This window comes from Tamlana sp. s12 (assembly GCF_016767215.1).
Taxonomy (GTDB): Bacteria; Bacteroidota; Bacteroidia; order Flavobacteriales; family Flavobacteriaceae; genus Pseudotamlana; species Pseudotamlana agarivorans.
Window position 1 is genome coordinate 1,289,764 of sequence record NZ_CP068547.1, and the last position, 21,377, is coordinate 1,311,140.

The window sequence follows — 21,377 nt, forward strand, 5'->3', positions numbered from 1 at the left end:
GTGTTTTATTGCGAAAAATAGAAAGTTTTCAACCAAAAGAATTCCTTAACATCGCATTAGTTACATTTGTGTTATGAATTTATCAAAGAAACTTCTCGAGTTTTATGTTAATAGTAGTATTCACGTGGCTTTAGCAGTGTGTGCTCTTGTGGGAGTTACTACTGTGGAGTTGGGGTTAAAGGCTGATAACGTAATCTTTTGCTTCGTTTTTTTTGCTACCATTTCGGGTTATAATTTTGTTAAATTTTTTGGTGTAGCAAAGTTTCACTACCAACGCTTAACAAAGTGGCTTAAAATGATACAGATTTTCTCTTTTTGTAGTTTTTTATTATTGTGCTTTTACGGCGTTCAGTTGCAGGTTGAAACTTTAGTGGTTGTTGGTGTTTTTGCGGTGTTAACTTTTTTGTATGCCATCCCTTTTTTGAAGGATAAGACCAAAAGTTTACGACATGTTGAAGGGGTGAAGGTATATGTTATCGCTTTGGTTTGGATGGGGGTTTCGGTGTTTTTGCCTGTTATAGATACAGGTTTTGAGATGACCACTAATGTCGGAATCATGGGGATTCAGCGGTTTGCCTATGTTTTAGTGCTTATGTTGCCCTTTGAAATTCGTGATTTAAGATATGATCCTGAGGGGTTACAGACCATTCCTCAGAAAATAGGAGTAAAAAGAACGAAGCAACTTGGGCTCTTTCTTTTAGTTTTTATAGTGCTGTTGGAATGTTTAAAAGTAGATTTAGAATATTCTAAACTAATAGTTTTAGGCATTGTAGCCTTAGTAACAGCTGGTTTTGTATGGAAAGCGGAGTTAAATCAAGGAAGATATTATTCGGCTTTTTGGGTAGAAACTTTACCCATTTTATGGTTGTTGCTGTTGCTGCTCTTTTAAGGCTTTATCGATGGTTTTTCGCATGGCTTCCTTGCAATCATGGTCCAGGCATTTTACCTTCGATCTTTTTATAAATTTAGTGAGCTTTGAATTGGTTATCGTGTGTTGCCTACACGTTTTACAATACATCACATGCAGGTTAAGTTTAAGTTTGTCCCATAGTGTAGCCTCTTTGTATTGGACTTTGTCACAAATCTGGCACACTTCCTCGCAAGGTGCAAAAACCTTTATCTTACTCATCATTATAACCAATTTTCTTTTAAACAATCTGCCATGGCGGTTCGTGCTCTATGAATGATAACCCATAGGTTAGACGCTGTAATATTCAGTTCATTACAGATGGTTTCTGTTTCGTAGTTTAAAATGGTTTTCATTTTAAAAACGTCGGCTTGTTTTTTAGGAAGCTTACTTAAACAGTTGTGTATAGCATCCCCGAGCTCTGAATTTTCCAGGGCATCTTCCGCGGTTTTATCGAAAGGATCGGCCACACGCTCTTCTAGCCAGTCGCCGTCACCATCAGCATCTTTGTAATGCATTCGCACTTCAGCTTTGCCTTTATTCGAATTTATTTTACGGTAATGATCTATAATTTTTCGCTTTAAAATGGAGATGAGCCAAGTACGCTCACTAGCTTCCCCTTTAAAGTTTTTCATGGCTTTTAAAGCCGCCAAAAAGGTATCCTGAACCAAATCTTGAGCCATATCCCTATCACTTACACGCGAAATGGTGTAATTGAATAAGTAATCGGAATACAAATCGATCCACTTATTGGGGTTAATTTGATGATCAGGCATTGTTGAACAGTTTTAGTGACTCAAAAGTAAGAGAAAAAAATGGATTTCTAATTAGTAATTAACCCAGCTCGCCTCAACAAAGCTTCCGGTTTTGGTTCTTGACCTCTAAAACGTTTGTAAAGCACCATTGGGTTTTCGGTGCCACCTTGGGACAATACATTATCTTGGAATTTTTTAGCTACAGTTTTATTGAAAATTCCTGTTTCTTTAAAGTATTCGAAAGCATCAGCATCTAAAACTTCCGCCCATTTATAGCTGTAATATCCAGAGGAATAGCCACCTTGGAAAATGTGTGAAAAAGCCGTACTCATACAGTTTTCTTCCACTTCAGGGTAAAGGGTTGTGTTTTTAAAGGCTTCTTTTTCATGTGCTTTTACATTGGTGATACCTGAAGGATCAATACCATGCCAGCTCATGTCTAATAAACCAAAACTTAACTGACGTAAAGTTTGCATGCCTTCGTGAAAAGCAGCTGAAGCTTTAATTTTTTCAATCAGATCCATCGGGATTACTTCGCCAGTTTCATAGTGTGTTGCGAATAACTCCAAGGCTTCTTTTTCATAACACCAATTTTCTAAAACCTGACTCGGAAGTTCAACAAAATCCCAATACACGCTTGTTCCAGAAATACTCGGGTAGGTCGTATTGGCTAGCATGCCGTGTAAGGCGTGACCAAACTCGTGAAACAATGTGGTAACTTCATTAAAAGTTAAAAGCGATGGTTTGCTTTTTGTAGGTTTGGTGAAATTGCAAACTATAGAGATGTGCGGTCTGCTATTTTCGCCATCTTTGATGTATTGTGGTTTAAAGGACGTCATCCATGCGCCATTGCGCTTTCCTGGTCTTGGGAAAAAATCGGCGTAAAAAATAGACACTAAGTTACCGTTTATGTCGGTAACCTTATAAGTTAATACATCGCTGTGATATTTGTCGATATCGTGAATTTCTTCAAAATTAAGATCGAATAATTTGTTGGCAATGGTAAAGGCGCCGTTGATAACGTTTTCTAGTTTGAAGTAAGGTTTAAGTAATTCATCATCCAAACTAAATAATTTTTGCTTCAGTTTTTCAGAATAATAAGCGCCATCCCATTTTTCTAAATGATCGATGTTATCTAAATCTTTAGCAAAATTTTCAAGGTTTTTAAATTCTTTTTCCGCCGCAGGCTTCGCTTTTTCTAAAAGCTCATTCAAAAAGGTTTTTACGGTTCCTGGTGTTTCAGCCATGCGTTCTTCCAGTACAAAATCCGCGTGAGTTTCATAACCTAAAAGCTTGGCGCGCTGATGACGTAATTTTACAATTTGAAGCACGTTGTCCTGGTTGTCCAAGGCGTCACCCTTAAAGGCTTTGGCTCCGGCCTCCAGGGCTAATTTTTTCCTTAACTCGCGGTTGTCGGCATAGGTAAGGAAAGGGATGTAACTCGGATAATCTAAAGTGAACATCCAGCCATCTTTATCTTTCGATTCTGCGAGTTGTTTTGCAGCTTCAACGGTACCTTCTGGTAATCCCGATAAATCGGCTTCTTCGGTAATAAGCATTTCAAACTTATTGGTTTCAGCCAGTACATTTTCTCCAAATTTAAGTTTTAGAGCGCTTAATTTTTTGTCGATGTCTCGAAGTTGTTGCTTCTTGTCTTCCGCAAGGTTAGCCCCATTTCTGGAAAAACCTTTGTATTTTTTATCTAAAAGCGTGTGTTGTTCTACGGTAAGTTTTAAGTCATCTTTAGCTTCATAAACGGCTTTAACACGTTTAAATAGGGCTTCATTTAGTGTGATATCGTTACTGAATTCCGAAAGTAATGGTGATACTTCTTGAGCTATTTTCTGAATGGTTTCATTCGTTTCAGCCGAATTTAAATTAAAAAAGATACTCGATAAACGATCTAAAGTTTCTCCCGAAAAGTCTAAGGCTTCAATCGTGTTTTCAAAAGTAGGTGCCTCGCTGTTGTTGGCAATGCTATCAATCTCTCTTTTAGCACTTTTAATGGCTTCTTTGAACGCAGGAAGGAAATCTTCGTTTTTAATTTTTGAGAAAGGAGCGGTGTTATAATTAGTGTTATACGGAGTTATTAATGATTTGTTTAGCATTTTTTTAATTTAAGTGTTAAATATTTATTTTGCTATGTGTGCATAATAAAATTTTCGTATTTTTGAAGTCATAATTGCAGAGTGACTAACTCAATAGAATTATTTGTTAATAGCTGAAAAGCCCTGAATTAATTTTCGGGGCTTTTTTCATTAACAGGTATTTATAAGTCTTTTGCAGATTCATGGACCTTTACTTTAAGGCCTTCTTTGTACATGACAATTTTATCGAGCACGCATTTATCGCTAGCCCCAATTATTTGAGCAGCTAAGATACCTGCGTTTTTAGCTCCGTTAAGTGCTACTGTAGCCACGGGAACGCCACCTGGCATTTGCAAAATGGATAAAACTGAATCCCACCCATCAATAGAGTTGCTACTTTTTACAGGAACACCAATTACAGGAAGTGGTGATAAGGAAGCAATCATACCAGGAAGGTGTGCTGCACCGCCTGCGCCAGCAACAATTACCGAAAAACCTCTAGTATGAGCGTTTTTACCATAATCGAATAATTTTTCTGGGGTGCGGTGTGCCGAAACAATATCGACTTCCACTTCAATATCAAATCCTTTTAAGATGTCTATTGCATCTTGCATAACAGGAAGATCACTTTTGCTTCCCATAATAACGCCTACTTTGCTCATATCTATTCGCTTATTACTTTAATACTATTTTTAACTTGTTCTGCAACGCGTCGCGCTTCATTTAAATCTTCGTTCACTATGGTCACGTGCCCCATTTTTCTAAAAGGTCGCGTTTGTTTTTTGCCGTATATGTGTGGGGTTACACCATCCATTTTCATGATGGTTTCGATGTTTTCGTAAACCACATTTCCAGAATACCCTTCTGCACCTACGAGGTTTACCATAACGCCTCCAACTTTGTTATCGGTACGCCCCAAAGGTAAGTCTAAAATAGCTCTAATATGTTGTTCGAACTGTGAAGTGTAACTGGCTTCAATGGTTTGGTGACCAGAATTGTGAGGTCTTGGTGCCACTTCATTAATTAGAATCTCGTCGTCTTGCGTTTGAAACATTTCTACAGCCAATAAACCAACATGATTAAAGGCTTGCGAAGTGCGTAAAGCAACAACTTCGGCTTTTTTAGCAATCTCGTCTGGAATCCTAGCCGGACAAATCACATATTCGACTTGGTTGGCTTCCGGATGGAATTCCATTTCCACAACAGGATAGGTTTTTATCTCACCCGAAGCACTTCGCGAGACGATTACCGATAATTCATTTTTAAAAGGTACTAAAGTTTCAGCAATGCATTCTACATTTGGCAAGTCTGTTAAGTCGTCAACCGATTTTACGATTTTCACTCCCGTACCATCGTATCCAAATTGTGCCGATTTCCAAACAAAAGGCAAGGTTAAACCACCGTTGTTTACAGCTTCTTTGATTTCAGAAGTATATGCGAAACGTGTAAAGGGTGCCGTTGGTAAATCATGATCCACATAAAATAACTTTTGTGTGGCTTTGTTTTGTATGGTTCTTAAGGTTTTAGAACTCGGATAAACTTTTACACCTTCCTTTTCTAAAGCTTCAAGAGCATCTACATTAATATTTTCAATTTCAAAAGTTAAAACATCCACTTGCTTTCCGAAGTTATAAACCGCATCGTAGTCCATTAAATCACCAAGCTGAAATTGATCGCAAGCAATCTTGCAAGGCGCTTCGTTACTAGCGTCCAAAACGGCGGTATAAATATCGAATTTGCGTGTGTTGTAAAGGAGCATTTTACCAAGTTGGCCGCCACCTAAAATACCAAGTTTAAAGTCTGATGAAAAATAATTCATTAATGTGTTTTTTTACTAAATCAAAATTTGGATAGGCAAAAATACGTTTAAATCTTAAAATACTTCCTAAAATCCTAAATCAAAAAATGGTTATTGCTCAATCTATTGATTATCTTTGCCTCTTTAAAAAAATATTTAAGTTTTGATAAAGCTACACGATAAGTTTTTTAAGCCCTTTATTTCAGCCAAACAAATTGATGACGCCATGGTACGGTTGGCTAAAGAAATTGCTGATGATGTGGGTGATGAAATTCCTGTTTTTATTGGAATTTTAAATGGTTCATTTATGGTGGTTAGTGATTTCGTAAAGAAATATCCGAACCCTTGTGAAGTGACTTTTATTAAGTTAGCTTCTTATGAAGGGGTGAAATCTACCGAAGATATTCAGCGTTTAATAGGCTTAACACAAGACTTAACAGGGCGAACGGTTGTTATTCTTGAAGATATTATCGATACAGGAAATACCCTCGCTGAGGTACACCGTATTTTTAAAAATGAAAATGTAAAATCTTTAAAAATAGCCACACTTTTCTACAAACCTGAGGCTTATAAAAAGGATTTTAAATTGCATTACGTCGGTATAGAAATTCCTAATAAATTTATTGTAGGCTATGGTTTAGACTACGATGGCTTAGGAAGGAATTTACCAGAAGTATATCAAATAAAACAAACTCAACATATGACAAACTTAGTGTTATTTGGCCCTCCAGGTGCCGGAAAAGGAACGCAAGCAGAATTTTTAAAAGAAAAATATAATTTAGTACACATTTCTACAGGCGATGTTTTTAGATTTAATATTAAAAACGAAACGGCTTTAGGGATGTTAGCAAAATCATACATCGATAAAGGTGAGTTGGTTCCAGACCAAGTAACTATTGATATGCTTAACGCAGAAGTTGAAAAAAATGCCGATGCCAATGGTTTTATTTTCGACGGATTTCCACGTACTAATGCACAAGCTGAGGCTTTAGATAATTTAATGGATTCTAAAGATTCGCAAATTAATGCGATGATTGCTCTAGAAGTTGAAGATGAAATTTTGGTTAAGCGTCTTATCGGAAGAGGAAAAACCAGCGGAAGAGCCGATGATGCCGATGAATCTATCATTAGAAATAGAATAAAAGAGTATTACGATAAAACAGCGATTTTAAAAGATTACTATTCAGCTCAAGATAAATATTTTGGTGTTGATGGCGTTGGTAGTATCGAAGATATTACGGTACGTTTAAGTGCTGCAATCGACAAATTATAAATTCCTAATCATCCGATAGCTATCGGAAAGGAATCTCATAACCAAAAACTATAGCTTTGAGATTAAAGTTATAGTTTTTGTGTTTTATATTTAAATAAAAATCTTTCGCTTACGCGGAAAAAAGAAAAGTTAGAGCACACAAACTTTTAACTTTTAACTCATAACTTTAACTTAAAATCATGACTGAAGGGAATTTTGTAGACTACGTAAAAATGTATGTGTCTTCCGGAAACGGCGGTAAAGGTTCTTCGCATTTACATCGCGAAAAGTATATTGCTAAAGGTGGTCCCGACGGTGGTGATGGAGGTCGTGGAGGCCATGTTATTGTTAGAGGGAATCCAAATTTATGGACGCTACTTCATTTAAAGTTTAAAAAGCATTTTCGCGCTGGCCATGGTGAACACGGTAGTAGTGGTAGAAGTTTTGGTGGTGATGGCGAAGATGTTTACATCGATGTGCCTTTAGGAACTGTAATTCGCGATACCGAAACGAATGAGATTCTTTTTGAAATTACCAAAGAAGGTGAAGAACGTATTTTGGCTGAAGGCGGAAAAGGTGGTTTAGGAAACTGGCATTTTAAGTCGTCTACCAATCAAACGCCTCGTTACGCACAACCTGGCATACCGATGGAAGAAAGGTACGTGACCATGGAATTGAAAGTTTTAGCCGATGTGGGCTTAGTAGGTTTCCCTAATGCCGGAAAATCGACTTTACTTTCAGTAGTGACTTCAGCAAAACCTAAAATTGCCGATTACGAGTTTACTACCCTGAAACCTAATTTGGGTATTGTTAAATATCGTGATTTTCAAACTTTCGTTATGGCCGATATCCCTGGGATTATAGAAGGAGCAGCCGAAGGACGCGGTTTAGGACATTATTTTTTACGTCATATTGAGCGAAATTCTATATTACTGTTTTTAATTCCAGCCGATGCTGAAGATATTAGAAAGCAGTATGATATTCTGTTAGACGAACTACGTCGCTACAATCCTGAAATGTTAGACAAAGAGCGCATCATTGCCATCTCTAAAAGTGATATGCTAGATAGCGAGCTTAAAGCTGAAATGAAAGCCGAATTGGATAACGATTTACCAGTGCCTTATTATTTCATTTCTGCTGTAGCCCAACAAGGGATTACCGAGCTTAAAGATGTACTTTGGAAGTTGCTTAATTAAACTTGTCCAGTTTATATTGAGGAAAGAAAAAAGTTCTGCTATGAAGATTATATTAAACAATTGTTCGGGATGATATTCCAAAGACTAATAAATAAAGAATCTTATTTTAATTAAAGTGAGACCTTAAGTCATATTTGATTTTCAATTAAGCTGCTTTTTACTTCTATATTCATTACGCATAATTTCACTAACTTTATCTCTAAAACAAGTAGAAATGCGGTGGCTTTCAATCATTTTATTGGCATTCATTATTGTAGCGTGCGCACCCATAAAAGTGCAGTACGATTACGATAAAAATGTTGATTTTTCAACCTATAAAACCTATCAGTATTTTGCAGATATGGACACCGGTTTGAGTACTTTCGATACTAAGCGATTATTAGACGCTATCGATTTAAAAATGCAAACACTAGGGTTTAAAATATCTGAAACCCCAGATTTCTATATCGATATTAAATCGAAAGCCTTTCAGACGAATCAACATAGTAGTGTTGGCGTCGGACTAGGAGGCGGTGGAGGTCATGTGGGTGGCGGACTCTCGGTTGGAATACCCATAGGGACTTCTCAAACCAATGAAGAACTTACCATCGATTTTGTAGATCATGGCAAAAATCAACTCTTCTGGCAAGCCATAAGCACCTTTAGTTTTAATGCCAATCAAACCCCAGAACAAAAGGAGGCTCAATTTAAGGCTCTCGTTGAAAAAGTACTAGCTGAATATCCTCCCAAAGGATTATAGACTTGATGCTTTTGGCTTTACGTTGAATACGATATGCGCAAAACAAATACGCGATGGCGATCAATAAATAACCTATAATTATTTTAATTTGTGTAATGAGGAGGTAAATGCTGTAAGCTTTATGCTATAGGCTTCATAGTAAATTATAAATAATCAATAAAAAATAAACGCATCATGAACACATTAAAAGATAAAGTAGCCTTAATTACAGGAGGAACAAAAGGAATAGGTTTAGGTATTGCGCGAGCGTTATTAAGTGAAGGGATTCATGTCGCTATAACCAGTAGAAGTGCTGAAGCCGCTGAAGAAGTTGCTAATCAATTAAATTCTAGTGCAAGCAAGGCAAAGGCCATAGGTGTTAAAGCCGATGTTCGTGATTTTGAAAGTCAGCAAAATGCTGTACGTTTAGTATTAAGTGAATTTAAACAATTGGATTTTGTGATTGCGAACGCTGGTTTAGGGCATTTTGCAAGTATTGAGGAGTTAACTTTAGAACAGTGGCAGGACACTATTGATACCAATTTAACAGGCGCTTTTTATTCGATAAAAGCCAGCGTTGAGGCCTTAAAAAAATCTAAAGGCTATTATATTTCAATTTCTAGTTTGGCAGGGGCAAACTTTTTTGCCAAAGGCGCGGCTTACAATGCTAGTAAGTTTGGCTTAACCGGATTTACACAAGCTGTGATGTTAGATTTAAGACAACATGGTGTGAAAGTGAGTACCATTATGCCAGGATCGGTTTCTACGCATTTCAATGGAAATGAGCCTGATTCTAGTGACGATTGGAAAATTCAAATTGAAGATATTGGCGAGTTGGTAGTCGATTTACTAAAAATGAATCCACGTACATTACCTAGTAAAGTAGAAGTGCGCCCTACGATGCCGCCATCAAAATAAAATGAAGAATTACCCTTGGTTGTGTTCGGTAATTAAATTTGAAATGACCTCCTCGGTTAATTCATGGCCTGGTAAGCTAGGCCAACCTTCCCAAACCACAATGCCTTCTGGGTTTACTATAATACAATGTGGTATGCCTTGAATTTCAAGTTTGTTATACATGCGTCGTTTGGTGTCTACCGCACTGTGGTATTCGATGTTAATGGCGGGATTGCTTTTAACTTTTTCAACCGGCTCATCACTTAAGCCAATAACCACCAAGTCTTGTTTAAATTGCTCTTGAAAACCGTTTAGTTCAGGAATAACTTTTCTGCAAGGCATACACCAAGTCGCCCAAAAATCAATTAACAGAAACTTGCCTTTGACCTCTGGAGATTCTGAAATCCATTGCTCCACCACTAATTTTGGTGCCTTTTGGTTAATGACAGATTTAGCCCATAATTGCTTATGCTGAGCGCTAGACATGTAAAAAGTTAAACTTAGGATTAATAGTAGGGCTATTTTTTTCATGTTGAAAAGTGGTTTGAGTTAACGACTTATTGTTTGATAAGTTGTTTGCTTGAAATTAAAACAGGACCTGAGTAAAATCGTGCTAAATAAATGCCAGTACTTAAAAAGCTTAAATCTATTTTTTGATCTGTTAAAGGTGATAAATTCATGCTTTTAATCAGTTTGCCATCCATACCAACAAGGTCTAATCTTAATGACTGTTGGTTATTATTTTCATAGGAGATATTTAAATAATCACTAACAGGATTTGGATAAAAAGAGAGGCTAAACTTTTGTGTGTCACTTTCAATATCCGTTAGCCCTAAAGTGTCGTAATTTAGAGTCCATGTCACCGTGTAAGCATGTATCGTTTCATGATTATCAACTTTTAATAAGCTAGTGTCATCGGTGATGACTGTTGTTAGGGTGTTTGTGCCTTTCAATAAATCAGCTTCAGAAATTGAAACCGCATCAACATTATTTGCTATGTCGTTGAGGTTTAAAGTCCAAGTACTTTGTAAAGTATTCGGATTAGGCTTGGTCAAATCTAAAGCAAACTCTAAAGGGAAGTCTTCGACTTCTACTAAAGATTCATTAGGTGTATAGGCGTTAATCGGACTGGTGAGTTCATGAATTTTTTCAACAATACCTTCTTTGCATACATGACAAAAAGGTTTGTCTACACTTTCCATAATACAAGTCCCGCTATTAGGCTTATACCAATCTTTAGGAGTGCCTTTGTAATGGTGTTGGTGTATTCCAGCTTGGTTAGCGTTGTACCAATTTTTCCAACGTATTTTGGCAGGGTCGGTCTCTTGGGTCATGTTAATGCCTTCACCAGCTATATCATCTCCAGGATAATACTCATCAAAAAGCTTAAAAAGGGAATGCCCCATTTCATGCATAGCCACGGCGGCGCCCCAGTAGCCTGAATAGCTTACGGGAAAATCACCTCCACTGCCTCCATAATGTTCTGTGTTTACCAATATTAAGCCCTGATCGTAATTTGGGAAATTATCGGCTAGTACATTGATGATTTTAGTTTCGGTATCGTTTGCAGAAGCGCCATCTATTTCATAATAGAGGAGGTAGTGGTTGCCAAAAGAATCGAAAGTCGCATTAAAATAAGTGTCGACATACTTTACCGGATGTAAAGGTTCGGTGTAGTCGGTAGCTGTTCCAGGATGATCGGCACCACTTTCATTAGATGGTATTTTTAAGGCATAAACATTAAAATAGCTACTGTATTCTTTAAAGGGGCTCGTGTTGAATATTCTATTCGTAAAGGTTGTAGCGTCAGAAATAAATTTATCCAATTCGCCCGCTTGATATCCTTCACTTAAAATTACAATATTGATTTTTTTGTCATCATCACCTGAATTTTTGATAACGGCAATAGGAAAGGTCTGTGCGGTAAGTCGACCGATGGTTAACAAAATGGAAATGACAAGGATAAGTTGTTTTTTCATTCTAGTGTTATCTTAGTACTAATCAGTTTTTTTGAGTCTGCAAAGTTACTAATTGTAATAATTTTAGTTTCGTTTTTTAACCCGATTCTAATTGAAAATTTTGTTTTTTGAAGGTTCAACGCTGTCGATTCAAAACTTTGAGATGGCGTTAAAGATTCAATGGTTTTATTTAACGGGTTTTTAATCAAACTACGACTTATAAGTTTTGATTGTCCGTCGAACTGCGAGCAAATTAAATCGCCTTCAGTTGCATTTTTTATGGCATTCGAACTGTTGCTTTTTATTTGTCCTTCAACCATTTTCTGACTTACAAAATTCATACTTCTTTCTCCCGAAGGGGCTTCAGATATCATGTAAGTTAGAAAGATGATTTTTGAATGTTCTTCATTTACTATAGGTTCTTCATTATTTGACTTTTTTATGCCGCAAGCACATAAAAACAACAAAAGTGTGCCAATCGTAAAAGTGGTGATATGTGGTTTTTTAATAAACCTATTCAAAATCATTATTCAATTTTAATTCTTAATCCATCACTATGACTGCTAAATTCTGGAGCATACATACTTTGTATGGTAGTGATGCCATTGCTCATACTGCCGGCGTTATTAACACGTAAATCATATTCAAAAACATATGCCCCTTTTGGTAAATAGTCCATAAAGAAGTTGGTACTGGCATCTTGAGTACTCTCATAATAGCCTAATCCATCTTGTCTTTTGTATTTAGAAATCACATTCACAGGCTCTAAACCTGAAGCGCGCATGTCTTTCATATGAAGAAATTCTAGGTTTCGGTCGCTTTTTAACTCAATGCGAACGCGCACTAAATCACCTACATGGAGTTTGGTATTCGTCGTGATTTCTGTGATTTCTTCACCAAAATCGGTATTCTTTTTAAGGAATAGTTTTTTGTTTAATTGCAGCGAGGTTTCTGCTGATGTGATATGATCTAAATCTTCAAAATACTGCCAATACAATCCTGCCCAAGCAATATCTTCACCCTTTTTAGAGAGCGTCACTTGTCCCATGTCAGGTGTGATTTCTGAAGCCTGCCAAGAGGTTTTAAAATAGCCGGTTCCCGCCTCAACTTTAACATCCTCCAATTTAGTTGGATTGATGGTTTTATTGCCAATTTTTACATCAACCATATCGGTAACCGATAGCCAATCGCTACCTTGAAGCAGTAATGCGTAAACGGCATCGGTAGTGGCTTTTGTGGTCTTCCATTGGTTGGTTTGCTTGTTTTTAAGTAACCAGATTTTTAAATTATCAATGGTTTTGGTGTCGTTTGTGATTTCTGAAAAGGCTTCAATTAAAAGGGCCTGAGTTTCAATTGGGGCTTGACTCCACTGCCAAGAGCTCTTGTTTTCTTTCCAATACATGCCCATTTCCTCGGAAGTGATACTGTTTTCTTCAAGCGATGCGATGATTTTATGCGCCGTTTTTTCCTGGTTATTTCTATAAGAAATTAGAGCCATTAATCCCTTCGCGTATAAAGGTTGACTTAGCCAATGCTTTTCAATTTGAGATAAGTAATATGCTTTAGTAGCTCCAACTTTATCTGATGCTTTAATTTCAGGGAAGAAGCTTCGTAGGTATAAATAATGCAGTTGAATCGGATTTAAATGATCGTCTTCTAAATTAACTTTTGGGTTCTGTAGCTTCAGGTTTTCGTAAGTCTTTACAAACTCTGAATCTAAATATACAAGGGCTTTTTCAAGCATTTCCGTAGGGTCTTCAGAAGTCACATTTAAGTGCTTTAGATGTCCGAATCCGGAAATGATATGTTGGGTGATGAAACGGTTCTCACGGCCGCCCTCAAACCAGGCCCACGCACCAGATTCTAATTGGTTTTTTGATAATTTTTGAAGGTCTGATTGGCTTTCAGAAACCATTTTATTCAAATCAAATAATAGGGCGATACGTTTTTTTTGCTCAGTTTCACTCTGTGCATCGCGTAACCAAGGGGTTTCCTGAATGAGTATGGATTTTAAATCTTCATTCTTTTCTAGGTTTGAAATTAAAACATCTTGATTTTTCCATTGTTCAAAAACTGCTTTAATTTTCGGATTAGCCTGCACCATAAAATGCCCCAAAGTATTGGCGTAGTATCGGCTAAACGTTTGTTCGTTGCACTGGTAAGGGTATTCCATTAAATAGGGTAAGACTTGAATAGCATACCAGGCAGGGTTTGAAGTAACTTCTAAAGTTAATTTATGGTTTTTCAAGGTGCTAGAGTTCGCCGAATGATTTTTAAGCTTGTCTAAACTGAAGGTTTTAGTATCGGCGCTTTTAATCCACATAGGCAAGGTTTCTGTAACCAAAATGCGGTTAGAAAGGACGGGAAGCGTGTTTTGTTCTCCGTCACTAAACGTTGCCGATTTAGCAATTACTTTGTAAACTATGGCTTGAATGTTTTTAGGAATATTTAAGCTCCAAGAAACTTCGGTATTACCATGCGCTTTGGTCGTAAAAGCTTTGCTGTTTATTGCATTTCCTAGGTTTACATTAATATCTGTTCCTGTAAGCGCATCGCTAAGCTTTAAAATAGCTTCGCCTGTAATAGATTTATCTGTAAGGTTTGAAATTTTAGAACTGATGGTAATTTGGTCGCCTTCACGTAAAAAACGTGGTGCATTTGGGGTAACCATTAATTCTTTTTGTGTTACCGTAGTTAAGGTTTTTGTGGCACTCTCCATACTTTTTGTATGGGCTAACAATTGCAGTTTCCACTGGGTTAAAGCTTCAGGTGTAGAAAAACTAAAACTGAGGTTTCCTGATTTGTCGGTTTTTAACTGTGGAAAGAAAAAAGCGGTCTCATTCAAGTTTTTCCTAACATCAACCTGCTGAATGTTTTTCAAACCTTGCTTAGTTTTAACTACCACAACACCATTTGAAGCCTGACTACCGTAAATGGCTGTAGCCTCATTAGCTTTTATAACATTTACGGATATAATGTCTTCCGGTGAAAGGTTGCTAATATCTTTTACAATTTTACCATCTACAACATAAAGTGGTTTATTGCTTGTAGAAAAACTGCTATGGCCTCTAATAGATACAACAGCATTTGTGACATTGGAAACATCGGCTTCGTCATCTAAACTGGTTATTTTACTAGTTGATTTTATCTCGGTTACTGCAGGTGGTGCCGCAGCATATCCTAAAACAACCACGTCATCTAAATGAGCATTATTTGAAGTTAAGTAGGTATGAAAAAAGTTTTTGTCTTTTATTTCAATGTCCTGAGTGTCAAACCCGATATAGCTAATTTCTAAAATATCTCCTTTTTTTGCTTCTAATGAGTAATTCCCATCAAAATTGGTCATTGTCCCTCGAGTTGTTCCTTTAATAATAACGTTTACTGCAGGAATAGGTGCGCCAGTTTCATCGTAAACCGTACCGGCAACGTGACCTTTTTTTACCGAGCTGCTGTATTTAGACTCATGTTTAGAGCGTATTTGGTTTAGGTAACGCTTGTGAGCTTTATCGTCATTCATATTAAAGCCATACCAATTGAATTCATCATATTCCTGTACGGGATATTTTGTAAGGTGCTCGGGATTGTAGACTTTAAAGTTTTGTGTCCCGAAACTGTTGTAGGCTCGAGTGAAATTTCGGGAGTAATATATAGGTTCAGAGATCGGTTTGAAATTCCATGTATGTGGTTTGAAAACATCCAATGAGGCATCGTACATGCTTACTAATAATTCGGTGCTTACTTTTTCACCTTGAGGCCCTTTAATTTTAAACTGCCAAGTTTCATCAGTTCCTGGTTGGATTTTGTCTCTAAATGTTATGGTTTGAATGTCCAATGAGGTACTTGGGTACGGTACTGAAATTGCAGTAATGCCTGAAACGAAACTATTAAAAACAGCAAAGCTATAGTGCACAGCAAAACCGCCAACATCTTCTTTTGTAACAGGAATACTAATGGTTTTCTTGTTGTTATTCAGTTTTATAATTTCTGTTTTAACAATCTGTTTGCCTTTCTCGATACTTAATTTCACTGAAACATTATCAGCAGATGAACCAATAGTAATAAGCGCCGTATCATTAACGTTGTAAGTGTTTTTGTTGGTTGTTATGCTAAATAATTGGTTGTCGGCTAAAGTTTTGTCTGTGTCGCTGTAAAGGGTTGTTTTTACTTCATCGGTTACAACTTGCCCAAATTTATCTTTGGTTTCTAGTGTAATCAAGTATTGTCCAGACTCCCAGTGGTTTATTTGGCCTAACTCTAAACTAGTGGCATCTTTTGTATCGAATTGTTTTTCTAAAACTAAGGTTCCTTTTTTCCAATGGTTGGAGTCGTTTTCATTGTTATAGGATTCAAAAGGGAACAGATCTCTAAAAGTCTTTTCAGGGATGTCTTGGTAGTCTGGCGCAGGCCATGGGCGTTTTCTTAATACGTAACTAGGCGCTTGCAGTTTGTAAATTTTTATCCTGCCTGTTGTTGGTACAAAACTACCGTTTAGGTTTTCGGTTACTATATCGATATGATGGTCGGTTTTAGTTTTATCTAATTCAGTGGCTAGCTGGATGGTCGCTGTTAAGGCGTGATATCCAACTTTTACAGTGGTGGTTTGGCTATGGGTTTCACCATTAATGTCGGTAACATCGGCAGTGACTTCATAATTAAAAATTGGTAAGCTTTTTGGATCCGTACTTTGGTCTGGAATGGCTTTAAAGACAATATTGAATTGTCCTGAAGCGTCTGTTGTGGTCTCGCCATGAGTTATCTCCTGACTCGAATAGGAGTTCTGGATAGGTTGATAAAAATAGAATCTCGGATATTCTACTTTACGTTGTACGCGGTACACCACTTTGGCATCGGAAATCTGACTTCCAGAAAAGGCCAAAGCTTGACCCTTCACCGTTATAGAATCGTTTACTCTAAAGGTTTCTGTAATCGGTTCAAAAGTCGTTTCAAACTTAGGGCGCTTGTAAGCTTCAACAGAAAAAAATGTGGTAGAAGCGAGAGGCAGCTTACTATCTTTCTCATCAATTCTAATAGAATAGCTTCCCGTTAGTCCGTTGTTTGGTAGGATAAACTCGCCCGAAATCGAGCCGAAATCATTGGTCGTTAGTATCAATTTTCCTACTTCTTCTCTATTTACATTGTAAAGGGTAGCTCGAATTGGGGTGTTTTCTAAAACTTGCGATTTTCCTCTATTCACTTGCATGGCAATCGCCTTAAAATAAACGGTTTGTCCGGGACGATAAATACTGCGATCGGTAAAAATAAAGGACCTATAAGTAGTATTTTCTTGGTCTTTTTGCGTGTATAGTTTGTTAAGATAGTAGTCACCAAAATAGGCCGTGTCTTGGTCTTTAGTAACTTTAAGTTTGATATTTCTTTGCCAGTTATCACCTTTTTTAATTCGAAATTCTCCTAAGTGATCCGTTTTATACGTTTTAGTTTCTAGTGTTTTTGAATTGTTCGGGTAATATGATGCTTCAACCTGTGCATTTACAATAGGCGCCCCATGATTGCGGTTTATAATTTGGATGGTTTTATACGCCTGACTTTCAGTTTCGAGAACTGCCAAATCTGTTACTTGAATATGTTCAAAAGCAAAGGTGTCTTCGTCTTTTTTTACGGTAGCAACCATTAAATAATTGCCACTGTGTAGCTTAGGTACAATGACTTCGGTGGAATGACTTTGGAAATCCTTTTCGTTTCTTAGCTTGCTAATCCAAGTTTCATTAGGTTTGAAATCTTTTAAAAAAGTGACTTTCTGATCTTTTCGGTATAAGTCATTAAAAGTTTTGCTCTGTTCTTTAGTGAATTTATAAACTTTAAATTCTAAACTATCTAAGTTTTTATAGGTAACAAGTAATCGTGATGGTTTTTGGATAGGAATTATTTTTTCAGAAAGCACCTCAAGTTGCAAGTTTTCAATTTGCGATTTTAAAACCACACATTTTTGTGCAGCTCTACTCTTTGGAAACGCCGAAATAATAGAGTTGCAAATATCTAGAGCTTCTTTGGCTTTCCAGCGATTGTTTTCACCAATTTGGGGTTCGTATAACTTGCTTTGTTCGAAGTAAATGGATGCGATTTCAAAACGATAAAGACCTGTGCTTTCTTGGTCTGTAATAGCGTTGCTTGCATTCTTAAGGGCTTTCAGTTCTAATGCTTCCTTGTTTTTAAAAGTGGCATGTTCCGATACAAAATTAATGCGTTCAATGTCTACATCACTAAGGGCTTGAAAATTGTTTTGTTTAAGATGAAATTTAATAAGCGATTGATAAATTTTTAAGGCATTATATTGAAGCGAAGTAGAATCTTTAGAAGTGATTTTTATTTCAGAAAATGTTTTGGCATCTGCTAAATACGCTGGATCATTCAATTCAAATTTATAAGATGGCTTGGTGATTTGGGTTTCATCTGTTTTATAAAATTCTAAGGCATTATGACTTAAAAAGTCAAATAAAGTAGGCCTGTAGGTGCTAGAGTTGTTCTTTTTTACAATGAGAACGTGATAATAATTTAAAGATTCCTGCTTTAAAACGTCTTCATTTCGTAAGGCATTTTGATAATGTATATGAATTTCATTAAAAAGGGTTTGTAAATCCCAAGTTCTAAAATCTTCTTGGTTTACTTTTTCAGACGTTTTACTGCGTTTATAAATTTGATGTTTATGCTGTGTGTAGTATTGCCAGTATAAATGTGCTAGAATATTTTCGAGAATGTTTTTAGTCGGACTCTCATTTTTAGTGATTTCAGATTTAAACTCTTCAATAATTTTAACTTGAGCATCTTCCTCTAAAATCAGGTTGAATTTGCTCTTGTAAAGCAAAACTTTTACAATTTGTTCGTGATTATCAGATCTTTTGGCCTTTTTTTCAATGCTTCGTAACGTTTTTAAAGCCGATTGCGGTAAGCCTTGTACTTCAAAAGCTTCAACTTTTGCCCATAAATCGGTGTAGTGGTTTTGTGCGTTCGAGAGGGTAGAAAAGAGAAGGGTTATAATTAATAATAGCGTATGCCTCATATATGCTGAATTTGTTTTCAGAATGTATTTATTTTGTAGTTTAGTGGGGTCTCAAAAGCCGTTCCAAAAGATAGTTTTTGAAAAAGCATTTGTTTAATCGCGTAAGTTAATGATTTTACCTAGAAATAAAGAGGCTAATTTACCATATTTATTTCATTGAATTCAATAGATTCTAGGATGTAAATAGCGATTACTTCAGATTTAATGCACGTAGTTATGTCTAAAATTTGGATTTTCATTTTTTTCCCTATCATCAGTTTTTCTCAAGTAAATAAAGCTGAGGTCGATGCGTTATTTCAACAAAAGCAGTATAAAAAGGCTGAAATATTTTTGCTGAATTACTTAAAAAACGATCCTAATAATATTCAAGCACAGGCGCTTTTAGGCGATGCTTATGGTTATCAAAAACAATGGGATGAAGCTATTGATAGTTATGAAAATGTGCTTGAAAAAGAAACCAAAAATGCGCAGTATTTTTACAATTACGGGATGGTTTTAGGCATGATGGCTATAGAGAATAAACTCAAAGCCATGATGTATGTAAGTGATATAAAAATGGCTTTTATAAGAGCATCCGAATTGGATAAAACACACATCGATGCACGTTGGGCGCTAGTTCATTTGTATATGAAAATGCCAGGCATTGTTGGTGGTAGTATGACTAAAGCACTTCAATATGCAGCGGAACTAAAAGCGCTTTCAAAGGTAGATGGTTATCTCGCTAAGGGTTTTATTTACGAGTATGACGACGACTTTGCTCAAGCCGAAGTCAACTACAAAAAAGCGGTTCAAGTAGGCGGCTCTCTAACCTGTTATTTTTCACTATTTAATCTTTATGAAGCTCATAATAAACCAAATAAAGCGATTGAAACTTTAGAAGAGGCACAGGAAAAACTCAATCAAAATATTCTTAAATATCAGATAGGAAAAGTGGCTGCTAAATTTCAAATCCAACTAGAAAAAGGGAAGCGGAATTTAACTTCCTATCTTGAAAATTTTAAAATTGGCGATGAAGCACCAGAATCATGGGCGCATTACCGATTGGCACAAATTTATCGCTATCAAAATAACAAAAATGTGGCGTTAAATCATATAAACCTCTCACTTAAAGCTTTGCCTAATCAGTCCGAATTTAAAGATGAAAAAATTGAGATTCTAGGCATGTAATTTTTTGGCGCCTGCCTGCCGACAGGCAGGCTACCACAAGGGTCGTGCTTTTCGTTACTAGTTTTGGCTCGATGCAGCCGCTCGCCAAAAGCTATCCTCTGCAATCACTAGCGCAGACTCTTTGCTAAAGGCATTGCAAGATTTAAAGTATAATTCTATATTTTCAAAGGCTTTCATTCGCGATTTCATCCCGAAAAAACTATATTTGGTACATTCAAAAATACAGCATGAACGTACACTTTATAGCCATTGGCGGCGCAGCTATGCACAATCTTGCCATCGCATTACATAACAAAGGATATCAGGTCACTGGGAGTGACGACACCATTTTCGAACCTTCTAAATCACGCTTAGAAGCGAAGGGCTTATTGCCAGAAGCTTTTGGGTGGTATCCAGAAAAAATAAACAATAGTTTAGATGCTGTAGTTTTAGGAATGCATGCTCAAGCCGATAATCCAGAATTATTGAAAGCTCAGGAACTCGGACTAAAAATATACAGTTATCCAGAGTTTTTATACGAGCAGTCCAAAAATAAAACACGGGTTGTTATTGGTGGAAGTCATGGTAAAACCACCATAACTTCTATGATTTTGCACGTTATGCATTATCACGATCGCGATGTCGATTATATGGTTGGTGCTCAGTTGGAAGGTTTTGATGTGATGGTAAAAATCACCGAAGAAAATGATTTCATCGTTTTAGAAGGCGATGAGTATTTAAGTTCGCCTATCGATAGACGTCCTAAATTTCATTTATACAAGCCGAACATCGCCTTATTAAGCGGTATTGCTTGGGATCATATTAATGTGTTTCCAACTTACGAGAATTACGTAGAACAGTTTAGTATTTTTGTGGATTCTATTGTAAATGGAGGTAATATTAATTATAACGAAGAGGATCCCGAAGTAAAGCGTGTTGTAGAAGCCAGCCCAAATCCAATTCGTAAAATACCATATCATACACCAGATTATACGGTTCAAAATGGCGAAACCATTTTAGAAACTTCCGAAGGCGATTTACCTATTGAAGTTTTTGGCAAGCACAACCTAAATAATCTTGCTGGCGCCAAATGGATTTGTCAGCATATGGGTATTGACGAAGATGATTTTTACGAAGCCATAGCAACCTTTAAGGGGGCCAGTAAACGTTTAGAAAAAATTGCCCAAGGTAAAACCAGTGTCGCTTATAAGGATTTTGCACATTCGCCTAGTAAAGTGGCTGCCACAACCCAAGCGGTTAAAGAGCAATATCAAGATAAAACATTAATTGCTTGTTTAGAGCTTCATACCTATAGCAGCTTAAATGCTGAGTTTTTAAAAGAATATAAAGGCGCTTTAGACGCTGCCGATGTTCCTGTAGTATTTTATTCTCCAGATGCCGTAGAAATAAAGAAATTGCAAAAGGTGACTCACGAACAAATTGCGCAAGCTTTTAAGCGCGATGATTTAATTATTTATACCAACCCTGAAGATTTTAAAAACTTCCTGTTTACTCAAGATTTAGAAAATAAAGCATTGCTTTTAATGAGTTCAGGGAACTACGGTGGTTTAAATTTTGAAGAAGTCAAGACTTTGGTTGTGTAAAGTGCTGGTTTTTGTTGTTTAATTTTTGATATGTTTAATCGTGT

At 36.6% G+C, this 21,377-nt stretch carries 15 protein-coding genes; 7 read left to right on the forward strand and 8 right to left on the reverse strand.

Annotated features, from left to right (window positions below; translation table 11 throughout):
* Window positions 1-73 precede the first annotated feature (73 nt).
* On the forward strand, window positions 74-889 hold the full coding sequence (locus JJL45_RS05490) for a hypothetical protein (protein WP_068602698.1): 816 nt from the start codon (window positions 74-76) through the stop codon (window positions 887-889).
* Between the two features lie 242 nt (window positions 890-1,131).
* Here JJL45_RS05490 and JJL45_RS05495 read toward each other — a convergent pair whose 3' ends face one another.
* The 4 genes from JJL45_RS05495 to JJL45_RS05510 all read right to left on the reverse strand — a co-directional run bounded on the left by JJL45_RS05495 (window position 1,132) and on the right by JJL45_RS05510 (window position 5,568).
* Complete coding sequence (locus JJL45_RS05495) at window positions 1,132-1,683, reverse strand: sigma-70 family RNA polymerase sigma factor (RefSeq protein WP_067147284.1); 552 nt, start codon at window positions 1,681-1,683, stop codon at window positions 1,132-1,134.
* A 47-nt stretch (window positions 1,684-1,730) separates the two neighbouring features.
* Complete coding sequence (locus JJL45_RS05500; RefSeq protein ID WP_068602697.1) at window positions 1,731-3,770, reverse strand: M3 family metallopeptidase; 2,040 nt, start codon at window positions 3,768-3,770, stop codon at window positions 1,731-1,733.
* 161 nt (window positions 3,771-3,931) lie between these two features.
* Window positions 3,932-4,411, reverse strand: a complete 480-nt coding sequence (gene purE / locus JJL45_RS05505; RefSeq protein ID WP_067147288.1) for a 5-(carboxyamino)imidazole ribonucleotide mutase — start codon at window positions 4,409-4,411, stop codon at window positions 3,932-3,934.
* Between the two features lie 2 nt (window positions 4,412-4,413).
* Entirely contained in the window at window positions 4,414-5,568 is a 1,155-nt protein-coding gene (locus tag JJL45_RS05510) for a 5-(carboxyamino)imidazole ribonucleotide synthase (RefSeq protein WP_068602696.1), read from the reverse strand.
* A gap of 142 nt (window positions 5,569-5,710) precedes the next feature.
* Here JJL45_RS05510 and JJL45_RS05515 point away from each other — a divergent pair, with 142 nt between their 5' ends.
* From JJL45_RS05515 to JJL45_RS05530, 4 genes are all read left to right on the forward strand, one after another.
* Window positions 5,711-6,820 carry an adenylate kinase gene (locus JJL45_RS05515; RefSeq protein WP_082935890.1) on the forward strand — a complete coding sequence of 370 codons (1,110 nt, stop codon included), beginning with the start codon at window positions 5,711-5,713 and terminating at the stop codon, window positions 6,818-6,820.
* Between the two features lie 179 nt (window positions 6,821-6,999).
* Window positions 7,000-7,995: a GTPase ObgE gene (obgE, locus tag JJL45_RS05520; protein ID WP_068602695.1), complete on the forward strand. Its 996-nt coding sequence runs from the start codon at window positions 7,000-7,002 to the stop codon at window positions 7,993-7,995.
* A 214-nt stretch (window positions 7,996-8,209) separates the two neighbouring features.
* Window positions 8,210-8,734, forward strand: coding sequence for a DUF4136 domain-containing protein (locus tag JJL45_RS05525; RefSeq protein WP_068602694.1), 525 nt, complete (start codon window positions 8,210-8,212; stop codon window positions 8,732-8,734).
* Window positions 8,735-8,908: 174 nt separating this feature from the next.
* A complete protein-coding gene (locus tag JJL45_RS05530) occupies window positions 8,909-9,631 on the forward strand; it encodes an SDR family oxidoreductase (protein ID WP_068602693.1) in 723 nt (240 codons plus the stop codon).
* Window positions 9,632-9,640: 9 nt separating this feature from the next.
* Here the strand turns inward: JJL45_RS05530 and JJL45_RS05535 are convergent, their stop codons facing one another.
* From JJL45_RS05535 to JJL45_RS05550, 4 genes are read right to left on the reverse strand one after another with little or no spacing between them, the layout of a single operon-like run.
* A complete protein-coding gene (locus tag JJL45_RS05535) occupies window positions 9,641-10,141 on the reverse strand; it encodes a TlpA family protein disulfide reductase (RefSeq protein ID WP_068602692.1) in 501 nt (166 codons plus the stop codon).
* A gap of 26 nt (window positions 10,142-10,167) precedes the next feature.
* The gene (locus JJL45_RS05540) at window positions 10,168-11,589 is read right to left on the reverse strand and encodes a M64 family metallopeptidase (RefSeq protein ID WP_068602691.1); all 1,422 of its coding nucleotides are present in this window, start codon (window positions 11,587-11,589) and stop codon (window positions 10,168-10,170) included.
* On the reverse strand, window positions 11,586-12,095 hold the full coding sequence (locus JJL45_RS05545; RefSeq protein ID WP_068602690.1) for a hypothetical protein: 510 nt from the start codon (window positions 12,093-12,095) through the stop codon (window positions 11,586-11,588). Before JJL45_RS05545 ends, JJL45_RS05540 begins: the two co-directional genes overlap by 4 nt.
* The gene (locus JJL45_RS05550; RefSeq protein WP_068602689.1) at window positions 12,095-18,583 is read right to left on the reverse strand and encodes an MG2 domain-containing protein; all 6,489 of its coding nucleotides are present in this window, start codon (window positions 18,581-18,583) and stop codon (window positions 12,095-12,097) included. Before JJL45_RS05550 ends, JJL45_RS05545 begins: the two co-directional genes overlap by 1 nt.
* Window positions 18,584-18,799: 216 nt before the next feature.
* On the opposite strand from JJL45_RS05550, the gene JJL45_RS05555 reads away from it, so the two are divergent.
* Together JJL45_RS05555 and JJL45_RS05560 are read left to right on the forward strand one after the other, a co-directional pair.
* Window positions 18,800-19,750 carry a tetratricopeptide repeat protein gene (locus JJL45_RS05555; RefSeq protein WP_068602688.1) on the forward strand — a complete coding sequence of 317 codons (951 nt, stop codon included), beginning with the start codon at window positions 18,800-18,802 and terminating at the stop codon, window positions 19,748-19,750.
* Window positions 19,751-19,977: 227 nt separating this feature from the next.
* Window positions 19,978-21,333, forward strand: coding sequence for a UDP-N-acetylmuramate--L-alanine ligase (locus tag JJL45_RS05560; RefSeq protein ID WP_068602687.1), 1,356 nt, complete (start codon window positions 19,978-19,980; stop codon window positions 21,331-21,333).
* Window positions 21,334-21,377 lie beyond the last annotated feature (44 nt).

Bases quoted from the DNA above. Each gene is read 5' to 3' on its own strand.
- JJL45_RS05490 (WP_068602698.1), top strand. From the start codon at position 74: ATGAATTTATCAAAGAAACTTCTCGAGTTTTATGTTAATAGTAGTATT.
- JJL45_RS05495 (WP_067147284.1), bottom strand. From the start codon at position 1,683: ATGCCTGATCATCAAATTAACCCCAATAAGTGGATCGATTTGTATTCC.
- JJL45_RS05500 (WP_068602697.1), bottom strand. From the start codon at position 3,770: ATGCTAAACAAATCATTAATAACTCCGTATAACACTAATTATAACACC.
- purE (WP_067147288.1), bottom strand. From the start codon at position 4,411: ATGAGCAAAGTAGGCGTTATTATGGGAAGCAAAAGTGATCTTCCTGTT.
- JJL45_RS05510 (WP_068602696.1), bottom strand. From the start codon at position 5,568: ATGAATTATTTTTCATCAGACTTTAAACTTGGTATTTTAGGTGGCGGC.
- obgE (WP_068602695.1), top strand. From the start codon at position 7,000: ATGACTGAAGGGAATTTTGTAGACTACGTAAAAATGTATGTGTCTTCC.
- JJL45_RS05525 (WP_068602694.1), top strand. From the start codon at position 8,210: ATGCGGTGGCTTTCAATCATTTTATTGGCATTCATTATTGTAGCGTGC.
- JJL45_RS05530 (WP_068602693.1), top strand. From the start codon at position 8,909: ATGAACACATTAAAAGATAAAGTAGCCTTAATTACAGGAGGAACAAAA.
- JJL45_RS05535 (WP_068602692.1), bottom strand. From the start codon at position 10,141: ATGAAAAAAATAGCCCTACTATTAATCCTAAGTTTAACTTTTTACATG.
- JJL45_RS05540 (WP_068602691.1), bottom strand. From the start codon at position 11,589: ATGAAAAAACAACTTATCCTTGTCATTTCCATTTTGTTAACCATCGGT.
- JJL45_RS05545 (WP_068602690.1), bottom strand. From the start codon at position 12,095: ATGATTTTGAATAGGTTTATTAAAAAACCACATATCACCACTTTTACG.
- JJL45_RS05550 (WP_068602689.1), bottom strand. From the start codon at position 18,583: ATGAGGCATACGCTATTATTAATTATAACCCTTCTCTTTTCTACCCTC.
- JJL45_RS05555 (WP_068602688.1), top strand. From the start codon at position 18,800: ATGTCTAAAATTTGGATTTTCATTTTTTTCCCTATCATCAGTTTTTCT.
- JJL45_RS05560 (WP_068602687.1), top strand. From the start codon at position 19,978: ATGAACGTACACTTTATAGCCATTGGCGGCGCAGCTATGCACAATCTT.